23 protein-coding genes are annotated in these 23,156 nt (G+C 59.4%); 9 read left to right on the plus strand and 14 right to left on the minus strand.

The features are described from left to right. Positions 1–2 precede the first annotated feature (2 nt). On the plus strand, positions 3–1,055 hold the full coding sequence (hisC, locus tag QOM10_RS04690) for a histidinol-phosphate transaminase (RefSeq protein WP_316917680.1): 1,053 nt from the start codon (positions 3–5) through the stop codon (positions 1,053–1,055). 223 nt (positions 1,056–1,278) lie between these two features. Here hisC and QOM10_RS04695 read toward each other — a convergent pair whose 3' ends face one another. The 3 genes from QOM10_RS04695 to algW all read right to left on the minus strand — a co-directional run bounded on the left by QOM10_RS04695 (position 1,279) and on the right by algW (position 5,362). After that, positions 1,279–1,998: a DUF4198 domain-containing protein gene (locus QOM10_RS04695; protein ID WP_160038313.1), complete on the minus strand. Its 720-nt coding sequence runs from the start codon at positions 1,996–1,998 to the stop codon at positions 1,279–1,281. A 12-nt stretch (positions 1,999–2,010) separates the two neighbouring features. Continuing rightward, positions 2,011–4,116, minus strand: a complete 2,106-nt coding sequence (locus QOM10_RS04700; protein WP_316917681.1) for a TonB-dependent siderophore receptor — start codon at positions 4,114–4,116, stop codon at positions 2,011–2,013. A gap of 88 nt (positions 4,117–4,204) precedes the next feature. Then, entirely contained in the window at positions 4,205–5,362 is a 1,158-nt protein-coding gene (gene algW, locus QOM10_RS04705; protein WP_016987037.1) for a Do family serine endopeptidase AlgW, read from the minus strand. A gap of 103 nt (positions 5,363–5,465) precedes the next feature. Here algW and QOM10_RS04710 point away from each other — a divergent pair, with 103 nt between their 5' ends. From QOM10_RS04710 to cysN, 3 genes are all read left to right on the plus strand, one after another. After that, on the plus strand, positions 5,466–6,224 hold the full coding sequence (locus tag QOM10_RS04710; protein WP_127925847.1) for a Nif3-like dinuclear metal center hexameric protein: 759 nt from the start codon (positions 5,466–5,468) through the stop codon (positions 6,222–6,224). Between the two features lie 250 nt (positions 6,225–6,474). Beyond that, complete coding sequence (cysD, locus tag QOM10_RS04715) at positions 6,475–7,392, plus strand: sulfate adenylyltransferase subunit CysD (RefSeq protein WP_007912374.1); 918 nt, start codon at positions 6,475–6,477, stop codon at positions 7,390–7,392. Between the two features lie 9 nt (positions 7,393–7,401). Continuing rightward, entirely contained in the window at positions 7,402–9,300 is a 1,899-nt protein-coding gene (gene cysN / locus QOM10_RS04720) for a sulfate adenylyltransferase subunit CysN (protein ID WP_316917682.1), read from the plus strand. A gap of 209 nt (positions 9,301–9,509) precedes the next feature. On the opposite strand, the gene QOM10_RS04725 is transcribed toward cysN, so the two are convergent. The 3 genes from QOM10_RS04725 to QOM10_RS04735 are packed head-to-tail and all read right to left on the minus strand — an operon-like array spanning position 9,510 to position 12,899. Next, a complete protein-coding gene (locus tag QOM10_RS04725) occupies positions 9,510–10,412 on the minus strand; it encodes an acyltransferase (protein WP_150774084.1) in 903 nt (300 codons plus the stop codon). Continuing rightward, a complete protein-coding gene (gene pta, locus QOM10_RS04730) occupies positions 10,413–12,512 on the minus strand; it encodes a phosphate acetyltransferase (RefSeq protein WP_127925851.1) in 2,100 nt (699 codons plus the stop codon). Positions 12,513–12,572: 60 nt separating this feature from the next. Further along, on the minus strand, positions 12,573–12,899 hold the full coding sequence (locus QOM10_RS04735; RefSeq protein ID WP_093436299.1) for a DUF3565 domain-containing protein: 327 nt from the start codon (positions 12,897–12,899) through the stop codon (positions 12,573–12,575). Here QOM10_RS04735 and QOM10_RS04740 point away from each other — a divergent pair. From QOM10_RS04740 to QOM10_RS04750, 3 genes are all read left to right on the plus strand, one after another. Beyond that, positions 12,868–13,353: a peptidylprolyl isomerase gene (locus QOM10_RS04740; protein ID WP_007912368.1), complete on the plus strand. Its 486-nt coding sequence runs from the start codon at positions 12,868–12,870 to the stop codon at positions 13,351–13,353. The genes QOM10_RS04735 and QOM10_RS04740 overlap by 32 nt on opposite strands. A 123-nt stretch (positions 13,354–13,476) precedes the next feature. Beyond that, complete coding sequence (locus QOM10_RS04745; RefSeq protein WP_127925852.1) at positions 13,477–13,959, plus strand: glutathione peroxidase; 483 nt, start codon at positions 13,477–13,479, stop codon at positions 13,957–13,959. A gap of 194 nt (positions 13,960–14,153) precedes the next feature. Continuing rightward, positions 14,154–15,257 carry an NADH:flavin oxidoreductase gene (locus tag QOM10_RS04750; protein WP_127925853.1) on the plus strand — a complete coding sequence of 368 codons (1,104 nt, stop codon included), beginning with the start codon at positions 14,154–14,156 and terminating at the stop codon, positions 15,255–15,257. A gap of 136 nt (positions 15,258–15,393) precedes the next feature. On the opposite strand, the gene QOM10_RS04755 is transcribed toward QOM10_RS04750, so the two are convergent. Together QOM10_RS04755 and cysZ are read right to left on the minus strand one after the other, a co-directional pair. After that, on the minus strand, positions 15,394–16,593 hold the full coding sequence (locus tag QOM10_RS04755; protein WP_316918364.1) for a glycosyltransferase family 1 protein: 1,200 nt from the start codon (positions 16,591–16,593) through the stop codon (positions 15,394–15,396). Positions 16,594–16,633: 40 nt separating this feature from the next. Next, on the minus strand, positions 16,634–17,386 hold the full coding sequence (cysZ, locus tag QOM10_RS04760; protein ID WP_038357552.1) for a sulfate transporter CysZ: 753 nt from the start codon (positions 17,384–17,386) through the stop codon (positions 16,634–16,636). 311 nt (positions 17,387–17,697) lie between these two features. Between cysZ and trxB the strand changes: the two genes are divergently transcribed. Further along, positions 17,698–18,660, plus strand: a complete 963-nt coding sequence (gene trxB, locus QOM10_RS04765; protein ID WP_103305131.1) for a thioredoxin-disulfide reductase — start codon at positions 17,698–17,700, stop codon at positions 18,658–18,660. A 188-nt stretch (positions 18,661–18,848) separates the two neighbouring features. Here the strand turns inward: trxB and QOM10_RS04770 are convergent, their stop codons facing one another. From QOM10_RS04770 to QOM10_RS04795, 6 genes are all read right to left on the minus strand, one after another. Continuing rightward, on the minus strand, positions 18,849–19,187 hold the full coding sequence (locus tag QOM10_RS04770; protein ID WP_127925855.1) for a HopJ type III effector protein: 339 nt from the start codon (positions 19,185–19,187) through the stop codon (positions 18,849–18,851). Next, positions 19,180–19,476 carry a DUF1244 domain-containing protein gene (locus QOM10_RS04775; RefSeq protein WP_034154503.1) on the minus strand — a complete coding sequence of 99 codons (297 nt, stop codon included), beginning with the start codon at positions 19,474–19,476 and terminating at the stop codon, positions 19,180–19,182. Before QOM10_RS04775 ends, QOM10_RS04770 begins: the two co-directional genes overlap by 8 nt. Positions 19,477–19,572: 96 nt before the next feature. Next, complete coding sequence (gene folX / locus QOM10_RS04780) at positions 19,573–19,944, minus strand: dihydroneopterin triphosphate 2'-epimerase (protein WP_007914273.1); 372 nt, start codon at positions 19,942–19,944, stop codon at positions 19,573–19,575. Then, complete coding sequence (folE, locus tag QOM10_RS04785; protein WP_127925857.1) at positions 19,945–20,505, minus strand: GTP cyclohydrolase I FolE; 561 nt, start codon at positions 20,503–20,505, stop codon at positions 19,945–19,947. 21 nt (positions 20,506–20,526) lie between these two features. Next, positions 20,527–21,237 carry a dihydromonapterin reductase gene (gene folM / locus QOM10_RS04790; RefSeq protein ID WP_150749544.1) on the minus strand — a complete coding sequence of 237 codons (711 nt, stop codon included), beginning with the start codon at positions 21,235–21,237 and terminating at the stop codon, positions 20,527–20,529. A gap of 175 nt (positions 21,238–21,412) precedes the next feature. Continuing rightward, positions 21,413–21,982, minus strand: coding sequence for an antibiotic biosynthesis monooxygenase (locus QOM10_RS04795; RefSeq protein ID WP_127925859.1), 570 nt, complete (start codon positions 21,980–21,982; stop codon positions 21,413–21,415). A gap of 213 nt (positions 21,983–22,195) precedes the next feature. Between QOM10_RS04795 and QOM10_RS04800 the strand changes: the two genes are divergently transcribed. Continuing rightward, complete coding sequence (locus tag QOM10_RS04800; protein ID WP_137219273.1) at positions 22,196–23,155, plus strand: MerR family transcriptional regulator; 960 nt, start codon at positions 22,196–22,198, stop codon at positions 23,153–23,155. Position 23,156 lies beyond the last annotated feature (1 nt).

The following is a 23,156-nucleotide window of genomic DNA, read 5'->3' on the forward strand; positions in this document are numbered from 1 at the left end:
ACATGAGTAAATTCTGGAGCCCGTTCGTTAAAGATCTGGTGCCGTACGTGCCGGGCGAACAGCCGAAGCTGACCAAACTGGTCAAGCTCAACACCAACGAAAACCCGTACGGCCCATCGCCAAAAGCCTTGGCCGCGATGCAGATCGAACTGAATGACAACCTGCGTCTGTACCCGGACCCGAACAGTGATCTGCTGAAAACTGCGGTCGCCAAATACTACGGCGTGCAGAGCAATCAGGTGTTCCTCGGCAACGGCTCGGACGAAGTGCTCGCGCACATTTTCCACGGCTTGCTGCAACACGATCAGCCGCTGCTGTTTCCGGACATCAGCTACAGCTTCTATCCGGTTTACTGCGGGTTGTACGGCATCCAGTTCGATGCGGTGCCGCTGGATACGCAGTTTCAGATCGATCCAGCCGACTACGCCAAGCCGAACGGCGGGATCATTTTCCCGAATCCGAATGCGCCAACCGGTTGCCTGCTGGCGCTGGAAGCGGTCGAGCAGATCCTCAAGGCCAGCCCGGATTCGGTGGTGGTCGTAGACGAGGCGTACATCGACTTCGGCGGCGAAACGGCAATCAGTCTGGTGGATCGTTATCCCAACCTGTTGGTGACGCAAACCCTGTCCAAGTCACGTTCGCTGGCTGGTTTGCGCGTTGGTCTGGCGGTCGGGCATCCGGACCTGATCGAGGCGCTGGAGCGGATCAAGAACAGCTTCAACTCCTATCCGCTGGATCGTCTGGCGATTGTCGGTGCGGCGGCGGCGTTCGAGGATCGCGAGTATTTCGACAAGACCTGCCGTCTGGTGATCGAGAGCCGTGAGTGGTTGATTGCGCAATTGCAGGCCAAGGGGTTTGAAGTGTTGCCGTCGGCGGCGAACTTCATTTTCACTCGCCACCCGCAGCATGATGCGGCGGGACTGGCGGCCAAGCTGAGGGAGCAGGGCGTGATCGTGCGGCACTTCAAGCAGGAGCGGATTGCGCAGTTTTTGCGGATTTCGATTGGTACGCCGGAGCAGAATCAGGCGCTTATCGATGGACTTGGCGATCTCTAAAAGCAAGAGCCCCTCACCCTAACCCTCCCGAAACGTCGGACCGCCCAGAGGGAGAGGGGACTGATTGGGGGATATTGCAGAGCTTCGTCGACGTGAAAGTGCTGTACCGAATCCATAATCGACTCGGTCTTTCAGGTCGACGTACTTCGCAAGACAACTCGGTCGGCCCCCTCTCCCTCCGGGAGAGGGCTGGGCGGGCGGCGTTTCCGATGAGGGTCTGCTCTTATTCGTGATGCGGTTCGCCAAGGAAAGTCAGTGAGGTAAACAGCCCACGACTATCCACATCCGCGCTGCCCTTCACTGGCACCTCAACCTGCGCCGCAATCACATTCAACCCTTCATTCCGCACCAACACCTGCGCCCGACCATCCTTGTCAGTCTCGGTGCTCAACGTGTTCGGCGCGCTGCGATAGTCGCCAATCAACTTCACCCCGGCCGCCGGTTTGCCATCGAGCAATACCCGCACCGGCAATGACTTGCCCGGCCCAACCGTCAGCGGATCAACCTCCGGCAGAATCAGCAACTTGATCTGATCAAGCTTGGGCAACTTCGCCCCCGGCTGATAAATTGCCAGACTGTATTTAAACGTCTCGGTTGCCTCGACAGCGCCCGGCACTTTGCTGCGGCCTTCGTTGATCCACTTCTTGTCGGTGGTTTGCGACCACATGCCGTTATTCAATGCGACGGCCATGACCGCCGGCGACTTCAAGGGCTTCAAGCGTGCGTGATCCGCCAGACGCTCGACGCTGACCGGAATCATCTTGCCGCTCGCGTCATAAGCCCACGCGCCGCTGATTTTCTGTGCCTTGAACGCGTTGTCTTCAGCGCCATGGCCGTAGACCACTTCGATATTGCCGCGCCGTTGTTCGGTCCACAGGCCATGAGCCGAGACTTCGCCTGCGAACAGCGCTGCGATGAGTACAAAGGTTTTGCCGTATTGCATGGTGACGTCCTTTTACAGGTTGAGAGTCAGGCTGACAGTGAAATTGCGCGGCTCGCCGGGATTGACCCAGTAGTTGCTGTAGGAGCGCTCGTAATACTTCTCGTCGAAGAGGTTGTTCAGGTTCAGGCCGACGGTGACGTTGTCGCTGGCCTTGTAATGCGCGAGCAGGTCGACGGTCTGGTAGGCCGGTAATTCGAAGTCGCTGCCGGATTCTCCGGAGCGGTCGCCGACATAAGTGAACGCTGCGCCGACGTCCGAGCCGCGCCAATGACCATCCTGAAACTCATAAACCCCGAGCAGGCTGCCGCTGCGTTTGGCCACGCCGAGGATGCGACTGCCGGTGGGAATGACTGCGTCGCCCTTGGTCACTTCTGCGTCAATGTAGGCAAAGGCACCAATGACTCGTACAGCGTCGGTGACCTGTCCGGTGACTTGCAGGTCGAAACCACGACTGCGCGCCTTGCCCATCGCGCGGCTGGTGTCGGTGGCCGGATCGAGGGCGAGGACGTTTTCCTTGTCGATGTGGAAGAAGGCGAGGGTGCTGCTCAGGCGTTCGTCGAACAACTCGTTCTTGATGCCGACTTCGTAACCGACGCCTTCTTCCGGGTCGAAGGATTTGCCGGAGGCGTCGAGGCCGTTATTCGGTTTGAACGAGGTTGAGGCGTTGGCGAACAGGCCGGTATCCGGTGTCAGTCGATAGAGCAGGCCGGCGCGTTGGGTGAGGGCGTCGTGGCGTTGGTTGCTTGTGGCGCTGCGACTGTGATCATCGACGTGCTGATCGAAATGCTCGAAACGCGCACCGAGCATCCCGCGCAGTTTGTCGGTGAAGACGATTTGATCCTGCAGGTTCAGTGCATGACTTTCGACCTGTTCGAAGAAGTCAGTGCCCGACCGCGCACCGTTGGGTTTCGGCTGGCCGTAGATCGGCTTATAAATGTCGATGGCATAAGGGCCGCCGGCAATCGTGGTGACGCGCTCGTTCTTGCGGAAGTTTTCGTATTCGGTTCCGATCAGCAGTTCGTGCTGCCACGGGCCGAGGTCGAACAGGCCGCGCAGCTCAAGCTGGGTAATGCTGTCGTGCCAGGTTGTGTCGCGCTCGCGATAGCGGCGGTTGACGGTGTGGCCATCGGCGTTCAACGGGCGGGATTCGGAGGCGTCACCCCAGAGTTTGCCTTCCTTGTAGTGGCTGGCCAGACGCAGCTTCCAGTTATCGTTGAGGTGATGTTCGAGCGTCGCCTGAAGCAGATTGTTGTGGTTATCGATGTTGCCGTCGTTGGGTTCACCGAGAAACGTCGAGCGCGAAACGCCGCTCCACTTGTTGTTCGGCGCGACGATACCGCGATCAAACGTGGAGCTGTGACGGACGATCTCGCTTTCCACCAACAGCGACGTGTCCGGGTTCAATTGCCAACTGATCGACGGCGCGACGAACACACGCTTGCTGTCGACGTGATCGCGAAAACTGTTGTTGTCTTCGACAGCGAGGTTGATCCGCGAGAGCACATCACCTTGTTCATCGAGTGGCGTGTTGACGTCCAGCACGGTGCGATAACGGTCCCAACTGCCGGCGCTGGTTTGCAACGTCGTGAACGCTTCGGGCTGCGGTTTCTTGGTGACGATGTTTACCGTGCCGCCGGGATCGCCTCGGCCATACAGACTGGCGGCGGGGCCTTTGAGCACTTCGATGCGCTCGATATTGGCTGCATCCGGTGTGCTCGGATAACCACGATTGGCGCTAAAGCCGTCCTTGTAGAACTCCGATGTGGTGAAACCGCGCACGCTGTATTCGTACAGCGTCAGGCCGCCGAAGTTGTTTTGCTTGGATACGCCGCCGGCGAAATCCAGTGCGCGCTCGACGCTGGTGCTGCCCAGATCCTTGAGCACGCTGGCCGGTACGACGCTGATGGCTTGAGGAATATCGCGGATCGCGGTGTCGGTTTTTGTTGCGCTGGACGAGCGGGTGGCGCGATAGCCCTTGACCGGACCGGTCGGCGATTCGTAGTCGGAGATGACGCTGATGGCGTCGAGTTCAAGCGGCTTGGGCTCTTCGGCGAAGGCTGGATCGACCAGCAGACCAAGACTCAGGCCGAGCAGGGAGGCCTTTGTTCGAGACGACATGTTATGTTGTTCCAATTATTAGAATTGAAACAATATAACATGCCTGTTGAGAATGTCTTTTATTCGCGCGGTAAGCGCGAAAAAAGTTTTATTCTTCTTTTTCTTTCACCGGCGCCGGTGGTGGGCGCAGGCCGATTTCAGCGGTGAGCTTGATCTCTTTGCCGTTGCGCATCACCTGAATCGTCACCTTGTCCGTCGGTTTGATCCGTGCAACCTGGTTCATCGAACGACGGCCATCGCCCGCAGGCTCGCCATCGATGCTCAGAATCACGTCGCCCAATTGCAGGCCGGCCTTCTGCGCCGGGCCATCGCGGAAGATCCCCGCCACGACAATCCCCGGACGCCCGGACAGACCAAACGACTCAGCCAATTCCTGGGTCAGCGGTTGCACTTCAATGCCCAGCCAGCCACGAATCACCTGACCGTGTTCGATGATCGACTTCATCACTTCCATCGCCAGTTTCACCGGAATGGCAAAACCGATGCCCTGCGAGCCGCCGGACTTGGAGAAGATCGCCGTGTTGATGCCGGTGAGGTTGCCGTTGGCATCGACCAGCGCGCCACCGGAGTTACCCGGGTTGATTGCCGCGTCGGTCTGGATGAAGTCTTCGTAGTTGTTCAGGCCCAACTGATTACGCCCAGTGGCGCTGATGATGCCCATGGTCACAGTCTGGCCAACGCCGAACGGGTTGCCGATGGCCAGTGCGACGTCACCGATACGAATGTTGTCCGAGCGGCCGACGGTGATCGCCGGCAGGGTTTTCAGATCGATCTTCAACACCGCGAGGTCGGTTTCCGGGTCGCTGCCGATGACGCGGGCGAGGGTTTCGCGACCGTCCTTCAGGGCCACGACGATTTGGTCGGCACCGCTGGTCACGTGGTTGTTGGTCAGGATGTAGCCTTCCGGGCTCATGATCACGCCGGAACCGAGGCTCGACTCCATGCGTTTCTGCTTCGGCGAGTTATCACCAAAGAAGCGGCGGAACTGCGGATCTTCAAACAGCGGATGCGCGGGTTTGTTGATGACTTTGGTGGTGTACAGGTTGACCACCGAAGGTGCGGCGATGGTCACCGCATCGGCATAGGACACCGGTCCCTGCTGCACGCTGGTGGTTTGCGGGGCCTGTTGCAGGTTGACGTCGAGGCTCGGCAGCCCGACCCACTGCGGGTAACGCTGAATAATCAACAGAGCGATAAGCACGCCGGCCAACAACGGCCAGCCCATAAAACGCAGCGCCTTGAACATTAAGCACGTCCTGGAAGAGTTGCAGGCGGGGTCAGACCGCCCATAATGTCGCGCATTATACGAGGCCGCGCGTGCCTCTGAACGGGATATTTAGGAGTCTTTCATGGCCGTTGCCCTCAGCACCCTCGTCGAAGAAGCCGACCGTTACCTCGGCAGTGCGAAAATTGCCGATTATTGCCCGAATGGATTGCAGGTCGAGGGCCGTCCGCAAGTGATGCGCATCGTCAGCGGCGTCACGGCCAGTCAGGCGTTGCTGGACGCTGCCGTTGAGGCCGGGGCCGATCTGGTGCTGGTGCATCACGGTTACTTCTGGAAGGGCGAGAACCCGTGCGTTACCGGCATGAAGCAGCGCCGATTGAAGACCTTGCTCAAGCACGACATCAGTCTGCTCGCTTACCACTTGCCGCTGGATTTGCATCCTGATGTCGGCAATAACGTGCAACTGGCGCGTCAACTGGATATCACTGTTGAGGGCCCGCTGGATCCGGACAATCTTAAAATCGTTGGTCTGGTCGGGTCTTTGAAAGAGCCGATGACCGCGCGCGATTTCGCCCGCAAGGTGCAAGAAGTCATGGGCCGCGAACCGTTGCTGATTGAAGGCAATCCGATGATTCGCCGGGTCGGCTGGTGCACCGGCGGCGGTCAGGGCTATATCGATCAAGCCGTCGCCGCAGGCGTCGATCTCTATCTGAGCGGTGAGGCTTCCGAACAGACCTTCCACAGCGCCCGCGAGAACGACATCAGCTTCATTGCCGCCGGCCACCACGCGACCGAGCGCTATGGCGTACAGGCGCTGGGCGACTACCTGGCGAAACGTTTCGCCGTCGAGCACATCTTCATCGATTGCCCGAATCCGATCTGAATCCACCGCAAATCCCCTGTAGGAGTGAGCCTGCTCGCGATAGCGGAGTGTCAGTCACCGTTATGTCGAATGTGACAAAGCTATCGCGAGCAGGCTCACTCCTACAGGGGGGGCATCGGCCGAACTGGTAGGCATATTCATATACCCTTTCGATCTAGTTGGCGTCCTGATTAGAAGAGGCCGCTGTGCTAGGATTTCTCGCTCGAACACGGCCCGCTGGCCGTTCATAAGAAAGTTTTCGTGAGTAGCCATGGTCGACAAACTGACGCATCTGAAACAGCTGGAGGCGGAAAGCATCCACATCATCCGCGAGGTGGCCGCCGAGTTCGATAACCCGGTGATGCTGTACTCCATCGGTAAAGACTCCGCCGTGATGCTGCACCTGGCACGCAAGGCGTTCTTCCCGGGCAAACTGCCGTTTCCGGTGATGCACGTCGACACCCGCTGGAAATTCCAGGAGATGTACAAGTTCCGCGACAAGATGGTCGAAGAACTGGGCCTGGACCTGATCACCCACATCAACCCCGATGGCGTGGCGCAGAACATCAACCCGTTCACCCACGGCAGCGCCAAGCACACCGACATCATGAAAACCGAAGGCCTGAAACAGGCGCTCGACAAGCATGGTTTCGACGCAGCGTTCGGCGGCGCACGTCGCGATGAAGAGAAATCCCGCGCCAAAGAGCGCGTGTACTCGTTCCGCGACAGCAAGCACCGCTGGGACCCGAAAAACCAGCGTCCAGAGCTGTGGAACGTCTACAACGGCAAGGTCAACAAGGGCGAATCCATCCGCGTATTCCCTCTGTCGAACTGGACCGAGCTGGACATCTGGCAGTACATCTACCTCGAAGGCATCCCGATTGTGCCGTTGTACTTCGCCGCCGAACGCGAAGTGATCGAGAAGAACGGCACGCTGATCATGATCGACGACGAGCGCATCCTCGAGCACCTGTCCGATGAAGACAAAGCGCGCATCGTCAAAAAGAAAGTGCGTTTCCGCACCCTTGGCTGCTACCCGTTGACGGGTGCCGTGGAGTCCGAGGCTGAAAGCCTGACGGACATCATCCAGGAAATGCTCCTGACGCGAACTTCCGAGCGCCAGGGCCGTGTCATCGACCACGATGGCGCAGGCTCGATGGAAGATAAAAAACGTCAAGGCTATTTCTAAGGGGCTGTCATGTCGCATGTTTCTGATTTGATCAGCGAGGACATCCTCGCCTACCTGGGCCAGCACGAACGTAAAGAGCTGCTGCGCTTTTTGACTTGCGGTAACGTCGATGACGGCAAGAGCACCCTGATCGGGCGCCTGCTGCACGACTCGAAAATGATCTACGAAGATCACCTCGAAGCGATCACTCGTGATTCGAAGAAAGTCGGCACCACCGGTGACGATATCGACCTGGCATTGCTGGTCGACGGTCTGCAGGCCGAGCGGGAGCAGGGCATCACCATCGATGTCGCCTACCGCTATTTCTCCACCGCGAAACGCAAATTCATCATCGCCGACACCCCCGGCCATGAGCAGTACACCCGCAACATGGCCACCGGTGCGTCCACCTGTGACCTTGCGATCATTCTGGTCGACGCGCGTTACGGCGTGCAGACCCAGACCCGTCGCCACAGCTTTATCGCCTCCCTGCTGGGGATCAAGCACATCGTTGTCGCCATCAACAAGATGGACCTGAAAGACTTCGATGAAGGCGTGTTCGAGTCGATCAAGGCCGACTACCTGAAGTTCGCCGAAGGCTTGAAGATGAAGCCGACCAGCATGCACTTCGTGCCGATGTCTGCCCTGAAGGGCGACAACGTGGTGAACAAGTCCGAGCGCTCGCCTTGGTACAAAGGCCAGTCGCTGATGGAAATTCTCGAGACCGTGGAAGTCGCGGGCGATCGCAACTTCACCGATCTGCGTTTCCCGGTGCAGTACGTCAACCGTCCGAACCTGAACTTCCGTGGTTTCGCCGGCACGCTGGCCAGCGGCATCGTGCACAAAGGCGACGAAGTCGTGGTGCTGCCGTCGGGCAAGAGCAGCCGGGTGAAATCCATCGTCACCTTCGAAGGTGAGCTGGAACACGCCGGTCCAGGTCAGGCTGTCACGCTGACCATGGAAGATGAAATCGACATTTCTCGTGGCGACTTGCTGGTGCATGCCGACAACGTGCCGCCGGTCACCGACAGCTTCGAGGCGATGCTGGTGTGGATGGCTGAAGAGCCGATGCTGCCGGGCAAGAAATACGATATCAAACGCGCCACCAGTTATGTGCCGGGCTCGATTGCCAGCATCGTCAACAAGGTCGACGTGAACACCCTTGAGGAAGGTCCGGCGAGCGCGTTGCAGCTCAACGAAATCGGCAAGGTGAAGATCGCGCTCGACGCGCCGATCGCCCTCGACGGTTACGAAAGCAACCGCACCACCGGCGCGTTTATCATCATCGACCGTTTGACCAACGGCACTGTTGGCGCCGGCATGATCGTCGCGCAACCGGTGACGCATGGTACTGCCACGCACCACGGCAAACTGGCGCACGTGGCCACGGAAGAACGTGCCCAGCGTTTCGGCCAGCAACCGGCGACCGTGCTGTTCAGCGGTCTGTCGGGCGCGGGCAAGAGCACGCTGGCTTATGCGGTTGAACGCAAGCTGTTCGACATGGGCCGTGCGGTGTTTGTGCTGGATGGTCAGAACCTGCGTCACGACCTCAACAAAGGTCTGCCACAGGATCGCGCTGGTCGTACCGAGAACTGGCGTCGTGCTGCGCACGTTGCGCGTCAGTTCAACGAAGCCGGTCTGGTGACGTTGGCTGCGTTCGTTGCACCGAGTGCCGAAGGGCGTGAGCAAGCCAAGGATCTGATCGGCAAGGATCGTCTGCTGACGGTCTACGTGCAGGCCTCGCCGGCTGTCTGCGCCGAGCGTGATCCGCAGGGTCTGTATGCCGCCGCTGGCGACAACATCCCGGGCGAATCCTTCCCGTACGACGTGCCGCTGGATGCCGATCTGGTGATCGACACGCAGACGCTGAGTCTGGAAGACAGCGTCAAGCAAGTGCTGGATCTGCTGCGCAAGCGCGGCGCGATCTAAGCACTGAAGCAGCGGCAAGCTTCGAGTTTCAAGCTGCAAGAAAAAGCCCGCCGATGAGTAATCATCGGCGGGCTTTTTTATTCGGGCATACGGCGATTCGTGATCGTTCCCACGCTCTGCGTGGGAACGCAGCCCGGGACGCTCCGCGTCCCATCTAAAGCGGACGCAGAGCATCCAGTGAGGCATTCCCACGCGGAGCATGGGAACGATCATACGGAAGGGTATTCGCGGTGCATCTGTTCGAGCAGCGCATCCTTGTCCAGCCACAGCTGATTGATCCAGCCCTGAAACTGCAGGCGATACTCGCCGTCCTGATCGTAATTCTTGCCAATGAACTGCTGCGGAATCTTCAGCTCTTCAAAGTGCACCACCACATCGCGCACATTGCCGCAGAGCAAATCCCAGAACCCCGGACGTCCTGCCGGATAGTGGATGGTCACGTTGACGATCGACTCCAGCTGTTCACCCATCGCATCCAGCACAAAGGCAATGCCGCCCGCTTTGGGCTTGAGCAGATATTTGAACGGTGACTGCTGCTGCGCATGCTTGCCTTCGGTGAAGCGCGTGCCCTCGACGAAGTTGAAAATCCCCACCGGATTATTGCGAAACTTCGCGCAGGTTTTGCGCGTGGTTTCCAGGTCTTTGCCTTTCTTCTCCGGGTGCTTGGCCAGGTAGGCCTTGGAGTAGCGCTTCATGAACGGAAAACCGAGCGCCCACCACGCCAGACCGATCACCGGCACCCAGATCAGCTCCTGTTTGAGGAAGAATTTCAGCGGCTGAATCCGACGGTTGAGCACGTATTGCAGCACCAGAATATCGACCCAGCTCTGGTGGTTGCTGGTGATCAGGTACGAGTGCTGATAGTCGAGCCCTTGCAGGCCGCTGAGGTGCCAGCGGGTACGGCGCACCAGATTCATCCAGCCCTTGTTATTGCTGATCCATGCTTCATGGGTGTGGCTCATCAGCCAGCCAGCGATGCGCTGGGTGAGCGCGAACGGCAACGCCTTGACCAGCGCCACGCAGAACAGAAACGAGCAGAGCAGAATCGTGTTGAGCGCCAACAGCAGCGAAGCGATCACGCCGCGCACGGGTGCAGGTAGAAAATCCAGCATTTACACATCCATAGGTCGGTTGGCGGCTTGAATCGCGGTGAGGGCGATGGTGTAGACGATGTCATCGACCTGCGCGCCGCGCGGCAAGTCATTCACCGGTTTGCGCAGGCCTTGCAGCATCGGCCCGAGGCTGACGCAGTCGGCGCTGCGTTGCACGGCTTTGTGCGTGGTGTTGCCGGTGTTCAGATCGGGGAACACAAACACCGTGGCGCGTCCGGCGACCTGGCTGTTCGGCGCCAGTTGCCGGGCCACGTCGGCGTTGGCAGCAGCGTCGTATTGCAGCGGACCGTCGATCAGCAGCGAGTGCTGTTGCTCGTGGGCGAGGAGGGTGGCCTCGCGGACTTTTTCGACTTCTTCGCCGGTGGCCGATTCGCCGCTGGAATAACTGATCATCGCCACGCGCGGGGTGATGCCGAATGCAGCGGCCGAGTCGGCGCTTTGCAACGCGATCTCGGCCAGTTCCGTAGCGCTCGGGTGCGGATTCATCACGCAATCGCCATACACCAGCACTTCTTCCGGGAACAACATGAAGAACACCGACGACACCAGCGTGCAGCCCGGTGCAGTCTTGATCAGCTGCAGGGCCGGGCGGATGGTGTTGGCCGTGGTGTTGATCACGCCGGAAACGAGGCCGTCGACTTCATCCAGTGCGAGCATCATGGTGCCGATCACCACGGTATCTTCCAGTTGCTGCTCGGCCATCGGTGCATTGAGGCTTTTGGTTTTGCGCAGGGCGACCATCGGCTCGACGTAGCGCTCGCGGATCAGGTCGGGATCAAGAATCTCCAGCCCCGGCGGCAGGACGATGCCTTGAGCGCGGGCGACGGCTTCGACGTCTTCCGGTTTCGCCAGCAACACGCAACGGGCGATCCCGCGCTCCTGACAGATCGCCGCCGCTTGCACAGTGAACGGCTCGCTGCCTTCGGGCAGAACGATGCGCTTGTTCGCCGCTTGCGCGCGTTGAATCAATTGATAGCGGAACACCGCTGGCGACAGGCGCATTTCCCGTGGCGTGCCGCAACGCTGGTGCAGCCATTTGGCGTCGAGATGGCTGGCGACGAAATCGGTGATGATCTCCGCGCGCTCGCGGTCGTCGATCGGGATTTCCTTGTTCAGGCCGTTGAGCAGGTTGGCGGTGTCGTAGGAACCGGTGCTCACCGACAACACCGGCAAACCAGCCTGCAAGGCGCCACGGCACAAATCCATGATGCGCGGATCGGGCAGGGTGTCGCTGGTCAGCAGCAGGCCGGCCAGTGGCACGCCGTTAATCGCCGCCAGACTGACGGCGAGGATGATGTCGTCGCGATCGCCCGGGGTCACCACCAGTACACCGGGCTTGAGCAGCTCGACGGTGTTACGCATGGTCCGCGCACAGATGATGATTTTGGTCATCCGCCGGGTTTCGTAATCACCGGCGTTGAGCACTTGCGCGCCCATCAGATCGGCGACGTCGCGGGTGCGTGGCGCGTTAAGTTCAGGCTGATACGGAATGCAGCCGAGCAAGCGGAAATCACCGCTGCGCAGCAACGGCGAATGTTCCTTCAGACGCGTGGCGAAGGCGTCCATGCTCTCGTCGGTCTTGACCTTGTTGAGGATCACCCCGAGGACTTTCGGGTCTTTCGGCCCGCCAAACAATTGCGCCTGCAACTCGACGCGGCCGGAGAGTTCGGCGAGTACTTCGTTTTCCGGCGCCGAGACCAGAATCACCTCGGCATCGAGGCTCTTGGCCAGGTGCAGGTTGACCCGTGCGGCATAACTGGCGCTGCGGGTCGGCACCATGCCTTCGACGACCAGCACGTCTTTGCCAATGGCCGCTTGCTGATACAGCGTGATGATTTCTTCGAGCAGCTCATCGAGCTGACCATCGCCGAGCATCCGCTCGACGTGGGCCAGGCCGAGCGGTTGCGGCGGTTTCAGACCGTGGGTGCGCGCCACCAGTTCGGTAGAACGCTCAGGGCCGGTGTCACCCGGATGCGGCTGCGCAATCGGTTTGAAGAAACCGACTTTCAGCCCGGCGCGTTCAAGCGTGCGCACCAGCCCGAGGCTGATGGAGGTCAGACCCACGCCAAAATCGGTGGGTGCGATAAAAAAAGTTTGCATGCGAATTCTCTAAAGTTGCATGGCAATGGCGTCAGTCTATGTCTGGCTGACTACCGAAATTCAGTCGCCAAGGTTATCGCTAACCGAGCCTTGTGCGCACCAACCGCAGGCAAAGGGTTGGCCTATTTTTTCAATACGTTGCGCCGGGTCCAGCACCCAGGCGCGTGATTGCCATGGTGGTTGATGGCGCAGGTGCTGGGTGTGGCCACAGGAAAGCTCGACGACCCAGTGGCCGTCCTCGTCCTGATGGAAGCCTGCGATCGTCGAAACCCGTTTGTCCGGGTTGTGTTCGCTTTCGCGCGATTGCTTCGCTAAACTTGGCCTTTCTATATTCTTATGCAAAAGGTCTCGCCCCATGCTGATCGCCGCCAATAAGGCTGTCTCCATCGACTATACCCTGACCAACGACGCTGGTGAGGTCATCGACAGCTCCGCCGGCGGCGCTCCGCTGGTCTACCTGCAAGGCGCAGGCAACATCATCCCGGGCCTGGAAAAAGCTCTGGAAGGCAAAGCTGTTGGTGACGAGCTGGAAGTGTCCGTTGAACCGGAAGACGCTTACGGCGAATACGCCGCTGAGCTGGTCAGCACCCTGAGCCGCAGCATGTTCGAAGGCGTTGACGAGCTGGAAGTCGGCATGCAGTTCCACGCTTCGGCGCCGGACGGCCAGATGCAAATCGTCACCATCCGTGACCTCGACGGCGACGACGTGACGGTTGACGGCAACCACCCACTGGCCGGTCAGCGCCTGAACTTCAAAGTGAAGATCGTTGACATCCGTGACGCCAGCCAGGAAGAAATCGCTCATGGCCACGTCCATGGCGAAGGTGGCCATCACCACTGATTTTCTGCGCTAAGCTTCGAGTACTGGAGAGGCGCCTGCGGGCGCCTTTTTAGTCCGCGGCTGTCCTTGGTGACCTCGCCAAGTGGCTGTTTCGAGTAGAACACGGGAATCTTGGAGTTCGTCATGAGTGCTTTTCACGACCTTAAGTTGACAGCCCTGGATGGTCAGGAGCTACCGCTGGCGCCGTTCAAGGGCCAAGTCGTGCTGGTGGTCAACGTCGCCTCCAAATGCGGCTTGACCCCACAGTACGCGGCGCTGGAAAACCTCTATCAGCAGTTCAAAGGCAAAGGCTTCAGTGTGCTGGGCCTGCCGTGCAACCAGTTTGCCGGCCAGGAACCAGGTACCGAACAGGAAATTAAGGATTTCTGCAGCCTCAACTATGGCGTGACGTTTCCGTTGTCGAGCAAGCTTGAAGTCAACGGTCATGATCGTCACCAGCTCTACCGTCTGCTGGCGGGCGAGGGCGCGGAGTTTCCCGGTGATATCACCTGGAATTTCGAGAAGTTTCTGCTTGGCAAGGATGGTCGGGTGCTGGCCCGGTTCTCGCCGCGCACGGCGCCGGATGATCCGACCATTGTTCATGCGATTGAAAAAGCGCTGAGCTGAAACAGCAAGATCAAAAGATCGCAGCCTTCGGCAGCTCCTACAGGTGACCTCAAAACCCATGTAGGAGCTGCCGAAGGCTGCGATCTTTTGCTTTGCGTCTTTTAATCCTTAATCACCCAAATCAATAGTGCTGTTCAAAGGGTGCGCGCCTCCATATTATCGCCGTCATAAAGCCTTCTCTGTGGAGCCCTTCGATGCCCGTTCAAGCCTTGTTCAAACCGTTCCACCTCGGTGCCCTCGAACTGCCGACCCGCGTGGTCATGGCGCCGATGACTCGCTCGTTCTCCCCGGGCGGCGTGCCTAATTCGAAAGTCATCGAGTACTACCGTCGTCGCGCGGCGGCCGGTGTCGGCCTGATCATCACCGAAGGCACCACCGTCGGCCACATCGCCTCCAACGGTTATCCGAACGTGCCGCAGTTCTTTGGTGACGCGCCATTGGCCGGCTGGAAAAAAGTTGTCGACGCTGTTCACGCTGAAGGCGGCAAGATCGTTCCGCAACTCTGGCATGTCGGCAGCGTACGCCGTATCGGCACCGAGCCGGACGCCAGCGTGCCTGCTTACGGCCCGTCGGAAAAACTCAAGGACGGTCAGGTCGTGGTGCACGGCATGACCAAACAAGACATTCAGGACGTGATCGCCGCGTTCGCTCAAGCCGCCAAAGATGCACAAGGCATCGGCATGGACGGCGTGGAAATCCACGGCGCCCACGGTTACCTGATCGACCAGTTCTTCTGGGAGGGCAGCAACCAGCGTACCGACGAATACGGCGGCAGCCTGGCCAACCGTTCGCGTTTCGCCATCGAACTGATTCAAGCCGTACGTGCGGCGGTCGGCGAAGGTTTCCCGATCATCTTCCGTTTCTCGCAATGGAAGCAGCAGGATTACACCGCGCGTCTGGTGCAGACTCCGGAAGCGTTGGGTGAGTTTCTCAAGCCGCTGTCCGACGCTGGCGTGGATATTTTCCACTGCTCGACGCGGCGTTTCTGGGAGCCGGAGTTCGATGGTTCCGAGCTGAACCTGGCAGGCTGGACCCGCAAGCTCACCGGCAAGCCGACCATCACCGTCGGTAGCGTCGGTCTTGATGGCGAGTTTCTGCAGTTCATGGTCAACACTGACAAGGTCGCGCAACCGGCCAGTCTGGAAAACCTGCTGGAGCGCTTGAACAAGGAGGAATTCGATCTGGTGGCGGTGGGCCGTGCGCTGCTGGTCGATCCGGACTGGGCGCAGAAAGTCCGCGAAGGGCGTGAGCAGGATATTCTGCCGTTCAGCCGCGAGGCGTTGATGACGCTGGTTTAACCAGCGGCTGTACTGACGCCATCGCGAGCAGGCTCGCTCCCACAGGTTTCTCTGCTGTTCACAAAATGTGTGTTCACTGAAGATCCCCTGTGGGAGCGAGCCTGCTCGCGAAAGCGGTTCTAAGGTCAGCAAAGATTCAAGGCAATGTTTGCGCATTCGGGACAACCAACTCCCCTAAACAAGCCCCGCGCAAATGCTTTTCAAACTGCTCGATAACCGCCGGCCAGCCTTGGCGACTCGCATGCTGCCGCGCATTCAAACGCACGCAACGCAACGTCTCATCCTCCTCCAGCAACCACGCCGCCGCCTCGCAAAACGCCTGCTCATCACCCGGCATCGCCAACACGCCGTTGTAACCGTGGCGAATGTGCTGCGCCGCCGCAGCCTGATCGTAAGCCACTACACCCAGTCCCGAGGCCAGTGCTTCCAGTACCACATTGCCGAAGGTTTCGGTCAGACTCGGAAATAGAAACAAATCTCCAGACGCATAGTGCGCCGCCAACGCCTCACCGCGTTGTGCACCGCAGAAGATCGCTTCGGGCAATTGCTTTTCCAGTGCCAGCCGTTGCGGCCCGTCGCCGACGACGACCAGTTTCAGGTTGCGCTGTGGATAAGTGTCGCGCAGTTTTTCGAAGCAGCGTTTGAGCAGACCAAGGTTCTTCTCCGGAGCGAGTCGTCCTACGTGAATCACCGCAATGTCCTGCTCGGACAGGCCCCATTGCTCACGCAAGGCATTCAACCGTTTGCTTGGATGAAACAACTGGCTGTCGACACCGCGCGACAACAGCGCCAAACGCTCGAAGTGGCGCCGCTCCAGTTCCAGGCGTTGGCTGACACTCGGCACCAGGGTCATGGCCGAGCGATTGTGAAACCAACGCAGATAATGCGTAAGCATCCGGGTCAGCAGACCGAGCCCGTACTGGCTGGTGTATTGCTGAAAGTTGGTGTGAAACCCGCTGACCACCGAAATTCCCAGGCGCCGCGCCGCACGCAGCGCCGACAACCCGAGCGGGCCTTCCGTGGCGATGTACAGCACATCCGGGCGCTGACGTTTCCAGCGCCGCAGCAGTTTGTGCATCGACGACTGACCCCATTGCAACCCCGGATAGCCCGGCAGCGGCCAGCCCCGGCACAGCAGCAACGCATCGTCTTCACTGTGTTGCGGATCGCCAGCCTGACGCGGGCGCACCAGTTCCACTTGGTGGCCACGCGCGCGCAGCCCATCGCACAAGCGGCCAAGAGTATTGGCCACCCCGTTGATTTCCGGTGGGAAGGTTTCGCTGATCAGGGTGATGTGTAGAGCTGTCGTCATGACCTCAGTGTCGACTGAGGCTATGTCGTGCTTGTGACGTTCGGATGATGGATTTGTGACGTGCTCAGCGTTGAGTGACGAGATTCTCAGCACCGCGCTCACGCACCCAGAACAACGTCGCACCGGCCACGGCCGCCGGCATCATCAGGATGTTAACCACCGGAATCAGCAACACCAGATAGACGATTCCGCCAAAACTCATGCTCTGCCAGCGCTTCTGCCGCAGCCAGGCGAGCATTTCGTTCCAGCCCAGTTTGTGGTTGTCCGCCGGGTAGTCGATGTACTGGATCGCCATCATCCACACGCCGAACAACAACCACAGCGGTGCGGCAATGATGTTCACCACAGGGATGAACGAGAGAATGAACAGGCCGATGGCGCGCGGCAGGAAGTAGCCCAGTTTGCGCATTTCCCGTGCAAGGGTGCGCGGGACCATGGCGATCAACTCGCCCCAGCTGAACGCCGGGAAATCATCAGTGCCGCGCACCACCACTTCGACTTTCTCCGCGAGAAAACCGTTGAACGGTGCGGCGATCACGTTGGCGAGCATGGTGAAGGTGAAAAACACCATCAATGCCACCAGCACCACAAACAGCGGCCAGAGTACGTAGCTGAGGAAACTCAGCCATTCGGGCAACGACGGCATCAGCGTATCGACCCACAGGCTGAACTGGTGGCCGGCCAGATAGATCAATCCGACGAACAGCACCAGATTGATCGCCAGCGGCAATAACACGAACAGGCGCAAGCCTGGGCTCAAGACCAGTTTGAGGCCTTCGCGCAGGTATTGCGGGCCGGACAGAACAGGGGCGGGCATAAGGTGCTCCGAGCAAGGGAAAACGCGCCGACCTTACCGACTTTGCACCGGGGGCGAAAGCGCGGCAGAGCGATCGACATTCACTGTAACAAAGACGTCCATCTCGTCAGTGTGTCGGCATAGAGACCACCTATGAGCTGGATTGTTAAACCGTATTTCCTTAATCTTGCCCCCCTCGATACGCTGCACCCAACTTTTTACAGGACTGTCGAGCTCAAGCCTTCCCCAAGGTTTTCCACAGTCCTTTTTTATTCCCGCCGGCAGTCCGGCGATCCGGGCCTGTTTTTCCGCCCGGTCAACAGGAGCAGGTCATGTCTGAAGTCCGTCATTCGCGAGTGATTATTCTCGGTTCCGGCCCTGCCGGTTACAGCGCTGCGGTATACGCGGCCCGCGCCAACCTCAAGCCACTGCTGATCACCGGCATGCAGGCTGGCGGTCAACTGACCACCACCACTGAAGTCGACAACTGGCCGGGCGATGTCCACGGTCTGACCGGTCCGGCACTGATGGAACGCATGCGCGAGCACGCCGAGCGTTTTGAAACCGAGATCGTTTTCGATCACATCAACGCCGTCGACTTCGCTGCCAAGCCTTACACCCTGACCGGCGACAGCGCGACTTACACCTGCGACGCCCTGATCATCGCCACCGGCGCCAGCGCGCGTTACCTGGGTCTGCCGTCGGAAGAGGCGTTCATGGGCAAAGGCGTTTCGGCCTGCGCGACCTGCGACGGTTTCTTCTACCGCAACAAACCTGTTGCCGTGGTCGGCGGCGGCAACACGGCTGTTGAAGAAGCACTGTATCTGGCCAACATCGCCAGCACCGTGACCCTGATCCACCGTCGCGAAACCTTCCGCGCCGAGAAGATCCTGATCGACAAGCTCAACGCTCGCGTGGCCGAAGGCAAGATCATCCTCAAGTTGAACGCCAACCTGGACGAAGTCCTGGGCGACAACATGGGCGTGACCGGTGCGCGTCTGAAGAACAACGACGGCAGCTTCGACGAAATCACTGTCGACGGCGTGTTCATCGCCATCGGCCACACCCCGAACACTTCGCTGTTCGAAGGCCAGTTGACCCTGAAAGACGGTTATCTGGTGGTGCAGGGCGGCCGTGACGGCAACGCGACTGCAACCAGCGTCGAAGGCATCTTCGCCGCCGGTGACGTGGCTGACCACGTTTACCGCCAGGCCATCACCTCGGCCGGCGCCGGCTGCATGGCGGCACTGGACACCGAGCGTTACCTGGACGGTCTGCAGAACGCTTCGTTCTAAGATCGCAGGCACAAAAAAACCGGCCAGATTGGCCGGTTTTTTTGTGCCCGAGAATCACAGTCACCACGGATCAAATGTGGGAGCGAGCCAGCTCGTGAATGCGGTGTATCCGTCGACATCAATGTTGAATATCAGTCCGCATTCGCGAGCAGGCTCGCTCCCACAGGGATTTTGTGTGGATAGAAGGATCAGCGGCGGGTCAGGGGTTGCGCGGTGAATTTGACGCCGGCCAGACCGTGCTGGATCAACGCACGAATATTGCCGTGATCACTGCCCTCAGGGGTCGCGACCACCGAACGATAATGCTCGCCGAACGCCAACAGCGCTTCCTCATCGCTCAGACCTTCCAGCAGCGCCAGACCCAAGGTCTTGCACGAACCTTCGTTCTGCCCGGCGGCACTTTCCACGCCACCGTTGTTGAACGCCTGCGGCTGATAATCGTAGCCGGCGGCGATGAAGGCCAGGGTGCCGGCGAAAGCGTGTTCGCCGCTGTTGAGGCTGGCGCGCAGGGTGTTGAGGTCACTCATGGGTTTTTCCTTTGGCGAACGCTGCTTGCTGTTCAGCGTTGGCTTCTTGCTGAAATTGGGCTTTCCACTCGGCGTACGGCATGCCGTAAACCACTTCGCGGGCGTCATCGAGGCTGACCTCGATCTGGCGCTCGTCAGCTTCGGCCTTGTACCACTTCGACAGACAGTTGCGGCAGAACCCGGCAAGGTTCATCAGGTCGATGTTCTGTACATCCTTGCGGCTGTCCAGGTGTGCGACCAGCCGGCGGAAGGCGGCGGCTTCGAGTTCGAGGCGTTGTTGCTCGTTCATGGGAGTCTCTGCGAGACAGCTTCAAGCGACGAGCTTCAAGCTGCAAGATGGTTGGCGGTGATACCAAGTTTACAGCTTGGTGCTTGAAGCTTGAAGCTAGCGGCTCGCTGCAAGCGTGATTGACACCGATTCGGCAAAACGCAGCGCATGCGGCTTGTCGACTTCGACTTCGGCGTACAGCACCGAGCCATTGCTCATTACCAGATCGAGCAGCTCCTGAGTCAGGCGTTCGAGCAGTGCAAAGCGGTTGCCTTCGACGTGGGCGATGATCGCTTTGGTGATCGTGCGGTAGTTCAGCGCGTGGTCGATGTCGTTGTCACGCACCGCTTCCTGCGCGGCATACAGGATGGTCAGGTTGATCAGCACATCCTGCTTGTTGAGGATTTCGTCCTCGTTGATCCCGATAAAGGTGCGCAAGCGCAGATCCTTGACCCGGATGCGCGCCATTCCCGGTTGAAGTTGTGGCATTTACTTGCTCCGTCCAATCAATTGCAGGAACTCCTGACGGGTGTTGCTCGACTCGCGGAACGCGCCGAGCATGACCGAGGTGTTCATGGTCGAATTCTGTTTCTCGACACCGCGCATCATCATGCACATGTGCCTGGCCTCGATCACCACGGCGACGCCGGCGGCTTCGGTGACCTGTTGCACCGCATCGGCGATTTGCCGGGTGAGGTTTTCCTGAATCTGCAGGCGCCGGGCGAACATGTCCACCAGTCGCGCGATCTTCGACAGACCCAGTACTTTGCCCGTCGGAATATAAGCCACATGGGCCTTGCCGATGAAGGGCAACAGGTGATGTTCGCACAACGAGTACAACTCGATGTCGGCGACGATGATCATTTCGTCGCTGTCGGAGGCAAACAGCGCGCCATTGACGATCTCGTCGACGCTCTGTTCGTAACCGTGACACAGGTATTGCATGGCCTTGGCCGCGCGCAGCGGGGTGTCGAGCAATCCTTCACGATCGGGATCTTCACCGAGGCCGATGAGGATTTCGCGGTAATTCTCGGGCAGTGAGCGGGCCATGGAAATCCTCGCAGGCAGGCGTTATTTGAGGTGCCGTCCGCCGTTGACGGTCAGGGTCGTACCGGTGACATAGGGGTTGTCGAGCAGATAGCGCAGGCTCTGGTAGACCACTTCGCTGCCGGGTTCGATGCCCAGCGCGGATTTGGCCAGGGCCTTGGCGCGGTACGCCGCGTCGTCGTCGGGATTGAACAATAGCAGGGCTGGTGCGATGCCGTTGACCTTGATCGCCGGCGCATAGCGAGCGGCGAAGGACAGCGTCAGGCTGTCGAGCCCGGCTTTGCTGGCGCAATAGCCGATGTGCTTGCTGCTGCCTTTGCGAGTGACATCGTCGCTGATATGGATGATGTCGGCGGGCGTCGAGCGCTGCAGCAATTCGCCACAGTGCAGATTGATCAGATACGGCGCGAGCATGTGCAGGTTGAACATGCGCGTGAACGCTTCGGCTTCGCTGTCCGGAATTTCGGCCAGCCACTCGGAGGCGTTGTGCACGATGGCGCGCAGGCGGTCGGTGTGGGTTTTCAGTTCGTTGATGAAGGCGAGAATCCCGGCTTCGCTGGAGAAGTCCGCGAACAGGCCGACGGCGCCCAGATCTCGTAGCGTCTGTACGCCGGGGCGTTCGCTGCGGTAGGTGAAGATGACGCGATAGCCGTCCTCGAGTAACCGCTGCGCGCAATGCAGGCCGACACGCTGGCCAGCACCGGTGATGAGGATCGGGGCGGAGGAATCAGGCATGAACGGCTCGCATCGAGGTGGGAGCAAAAACTATAACAGCGACATGGCTTGCCCACCTATCGTCGGCTGTCCCCATTGCTGTGGGAGCGAGCCTGCTCGCGAAAGCGGTGTCTCAGTCGACATCAATGTTGAAGGTCAGTCCGTATTCGCGAGCAGGCTCGCTCCCACACAGAGATCATCGATTCTGTGCGGAAGACGTCACTGGCAACGGGCGCACCGGCGTGCTGTTCAGCCAGTTCGCCAGCAACCGTGTCGACAGCGGAATAAAGAGGTAAACCATCAGCGGCGTCAGGCACGCCGTGCTGATCAACACACGCGGCAACAAACTCATGTCAGCGAGCAACGGCCCGAGGACAAAGTTGAACAGCAATGACACCGGAAAGAACGCCAGCCAGATCGCGACAGCCTGCTTCCAGCGCGGTGGCCGCTGACCGGCTGCGCCAAACCAGCCTTCGATGCCGCTGACCCGATGTTCCTTGGGGTGGGCAAACAGGTCGCTGCCACGATCCAGCCACGCCGTGCGCGAAGCCGAATGCTCCCACGCATGCAGCGTCTGTTCATCGACGAAACGGAAAATGATTTGAAACTCGTTATCACCGGGCGGCGGAGCGAGCACGCCAGAGCCGAGATAACCGGGAAAGTCAGTGGCCAGTTGTTCGCCTTCGCGCAGCCAGGCGATCAAATCCTGATAACGGCCGTCGGCGACGCGACGGGCAACCATCAGCGTGACGGGGGAAGTAGACATTTTGTATCTCCGTATTTCGAGTGCGTCACTCCGGGTAGGAGTTTCGCCTGACGCAGAGCCGGGGTAGAGGCCTGCGTTTTTCAACAAGCAAGGATTATTCCGGTTTTTCACGATTAAACCAGCGACTTTCGTCGCATTTCATCACTTGAACCCCATTGGGGCATAAGCGTTAGAATGGGATCCAATTGAACCGACATGGAAGTTGAACGCCATATGCCTGTCATCACGGATGCAAGCCCCGCTTCGCAGGCATCTGTCGCGCTCGAGCGTGCCGATCTGTTCCCGATCCGTGAGGTCGCACGCCTGACCGGTGTCAACCCGGTGACCTTGCGTGCCTGGGAGCGGCGCTATGGTTTGATTCAGCCAACGCGCACCGAAAGTGGGCATCGGCTCTATTCGATGACCGATATCGAGCGCGTGCGCAGCATCGTCGACTGGATTGATCGCGGTGTCGCCGTGAGCAAGGTCGGCAAGATCCTCGCCAAGACCGAGCCGATGAAAGTGCTGGCGCACATCATCCCCGATGATCTGGTGCAGGCCGATTACCTGCAGTGGCAGGAGCAGATTCAACAGGCGGTCAGTGCATTTGATGATCAGCAACTGGACCGCGTCTATGGGCAGATTTTCTCTTCCTACGCACTGCCCGTGGTATTTCAGGACATCCTCATGCCGTTGTGGCTGCAATTGTTGCAGCGCCAGGAGGCTTTCGGGCAAACCAGCGAGTGGCTGTTCTTCGATGGATTCCTGCGGGCGCGGGTGTTGCAGCGGATTGTCATGCTGCGCGGCACGCAACCGCGTCGAGTGATCGTCAGCGCGCTGGCCGGGCAATGTCGGGAACTGGAATTGCTGGTGGCGGCGCTGTTTCTCAGCGATAGCAATGCCGGTGTCAGGGTGTTGACCACGGGGCAGCCGTTCGATGAATTGACGCTGGTGTGCGAAAAGATCAAACCTGATGCACTCGTGCTGTTTTCCAATCACGCGCCCAGCGCCGAATTGCCTCGACGTCTGAACCGGTTGGCGTTAAGCCTTGATTGTCAGTTGATGCTGGCGGGCGATGCTTCAGATCTGGCGCAGGACAGTCTGGCCGGCTCCTCTGTTGCATGTCTTGGAAACGAAGGGGCGAGCATGCGTCAGCGCATGTTGCAGTTTCTTGCAGGGAATCTTGATACCTGAA

Source organism: Pseudomonas sp. P108 (assembly GCF_032613195.1).
Taxonomy (GTDB): Bacteria; Pseudomonadota; Gammaproteobacteria; order Pseudomonadales; family Pseudomonadaceae; genus Aquipseudomonas.

Excerpts from the sequence above, each read along its gene's own strand:
- hisC (WP_316917680.1), top strand. The coding sequence starts at position 3 with ATGAGTAAATTCTGGAGCCCGTTCGTTAAAGATCTGGTGCCGTACGTG.
- QOM10_RS04695 (WP_160038313.1), bottom strand. The coding sequence starts at position 1,998 with ATGCAATACGGCAAAACCTTTGTACTCATCGCAGCGCTGTTCGCAGGC.
- QOM10_RS04700 (WP_316917681.1), bottom strand. The coding sequence starts at position 4,116 with ATGTCGTCTCGAACAAAGGCCTCCCTGCTCGGCCTGAGTCTTGGTCTG.
- algW (WP_016987037.1), bottom strand. The coding sequence starts at position 5,362 with ATGTTCAAGGCGCTGCGTTTTATGGGCTGGCCGTTGTTGGCCGGCGTG.
- QOM10_RS04710 (WP_127925847.1), top strand. The coding sequence starts at position 5,466 with ATGGCCGTTGCCCTCAGCACCCTCGTCGAAGAAGCCGACCGTTACCTC.
- cysD (WP_007912374.1), top strand. The coding sequence starts at position 6,475 with ATGGTCGACAAACTGACGCATCTGAAACAGCTGGAGGCGGAAAGCATC.
- cysN (WP_316917682.1), top strand. The coding sequence starts at position 7,402 with ATGTCGCATGTTTCTGATTTGATCAGCGAGGACATCCTCGCCTACCTG.
- QOM10_RS04725 (WP_150774084.1), bottom strand. The coding sequence starts at position 10,412 with ATGCTGGATTTTCTACCTGCACCCGTGCGCGGCGTGATCGCTTCGCTG.
- pta (WP_127925851.1), bottom strand. The coding sequence starts at position 12,512 with ATGCAAACTTTTTTTATCGCACCCACCGATTTTGGCGTGGGTCTGACC.
- QOM10_RS04740 (WP_007912368.1), top strand. The coding sequence starts at position 12,868 with ATGCTGATCGCCGCCAATAAGGCTGTCTCCATCGACTATACCCTGACC.
- QOM10_RS04735 (WP_093436299.1), bottom strand. The coding sequence starts at position 12,899 with ATGGAGACAGCCTTATTGGCGGCGATCAGCATGGGGCGAGACCTTTTG.
- QOM10_RS04745 (WP_127925852.1), top strand. The coding sequence starts at position 13,477 with ATGAGTGCTTTTCACGACCTTAAGTTGACAGCCCTGGATGGTCAGGAG.
- QOM10_RS04750 (WP_127925853.1), top strand. The coding sequence starts at position 14,154 with ATGCCCGTTCAAGCCTTGTTCAAACCGTTCCACCTCGGTGCCCTCGAA.
- cysZ (WP_038357552.1), bottom strand. The coding sequence starts at position 17,386 with ATGCCCGCCCCTGTTCTGTCCGGCCCGCAATACCTGCGCGAAGGCCTC.
- trxB (WP_103305131.1), top strand. The coding sequence starts at position 17,698 with ATGTCTGAAGTCCGTCATTCGCGAGTGATTATTCTCGGTTCCGGCCCT.
- QOM10_RS04770 (WP_127925855.1), bottom strand. The coding sequence starts at position 19,187 with ATGAGTGACCTCAACACCCTGCGCGCCAGCCTCAACAGCGGCGAACAC.
- QOM10_RS04775 (WP_034154503.1), bottom strand. The coding sequence starts at position 19,476 with ATGAACGAGCAACAACGCCTCGAACTCGAAGCCGCCGCCTTCCGCCGG.
- folX (WP_007914273.1), bottom strand. The coding sequence starts at position 19,944 with ATGCCACAACTTCAACCGGGAATGGCGCGCATCCGGGTCAAGGATCTG.
- folE (WP_127925857.1), bottom strand. The coding sequence starts at position 20,505 with ATGGCCCGCTCACTGCCCGAGAATTACCGCGAAATCCTCATCGGCCTC.
- folM (WP_150749544.1), bottom strand. The coding sequence starts at position 21,237 with ATGCCTGATTCCTCCGCCCCGATCCTCATCACCGGTGCTGGCCAGCGT.
- QOM10_RS04795 (WP_127925859.1), bottom strand. The coding sequence starts at position 21,982 with ATGTCTACTTCCCCCGTCACGCTGATGGTTGCCCGTCGCGTCGCCGAC.
- QOM10_RS04800 (WP_137219273.1), top strand. The coding sequence starts at position 22,196 with ATGCCTGTCATCACGGATGCAAGCCCCGCTTCGCAGGCATCTGTCGCG.